Raw genomic sequence first — 873 nt, forward strand, 5'->3', positions numbered from 1 at the left:
TATATGGTGGAAGTCCAGACGCGATCAAAACCACCCTCCTGTATGGTCGAAACGGTCAAATGCCTGCCAAAGGTTTAAATCCCGCTATGAGCAAAACTGACATACAAAATATGACTCATTACTTACTTTCGTTTAGTGGACGTAGTGATGATAAAGCAGCTGTTGATGCCGGCGCAGCGATGTACCAGACTGCCTGTGCAGCCTGTCATGGGGCTGAGGCTAAGGGTAATCAAGCCGTCGGCGCACCAAATCTAACAGATGATGTTTGGCTCTACGGCGGCACGGCATCTAAGATCAATCAAACACTCACTTATGGTCGAGCAGGCGTAATGCCAGCACAAAAAGACCTACTTGGTGAAGACAAAGTTCACCTACTTGCAGCTTACGTTTACAGCTTATCTAACAAATAAGACTGTCTGAGACTCGTGGGCCTGGCTGAGTAGCCAGGCCCACTCTCACAGAATATAAGATCTCTTCTCTAGACAGCCTTTGCTCATCACAGACTTTCTAGAAAAGAAACCTTTCCTCCACTAGATATGGAAGCCGTTGCCTATGTCTAAGAAGATCCCAGCCCAAAATATCGAACCCGGTACGCAGAAACTGGAAGTCTACGGCCAAGATTCAAAGCAAGCAGACGTCAGTAAGACCGTCGAGCTCTACGAGTCTCGAAAAAAAATCTACGTCAAAAAAATTGCCGGTCTTTTTCAGCGAATCAGGAAGTTTTCACTCTGGGCCTTGATGGCCATGTACTTTTCAATTTGCTGGATATCAATCAACGGCCAGCAACTGGTTCATTTCGACCTCCCTGCACGTAAATTCCATATCTACGGCATGACATTCTGGCCACAAGAGTTCGTTCTTTTAGCACTGCTT

The 873-nt window shown here is 46.4% G+C and carries 1 protein-coding gene and 1 pseudogene; both read left to right on the forward strand.

The features are described from left to right. On the forward strand, nucleotides 1-410 hold a 410-nt coding region (locus A3763_RS13420; RefSeq protein WP_156495085.1), incomplete at its 5' end, for a c-type cytochrome. A 142-nt stretch (nucleotides 411-552) separates the two neighbouring features. Further along, nucleotides 553-873: pseudogene (locus A3763_RS13425) on the forward strand (cytochrome c oxidase accessory protein CcoG); the annotation flags it as partial.

This window comes from Oleiphilus sp. HI0128, from assembly GCF_001635365.1.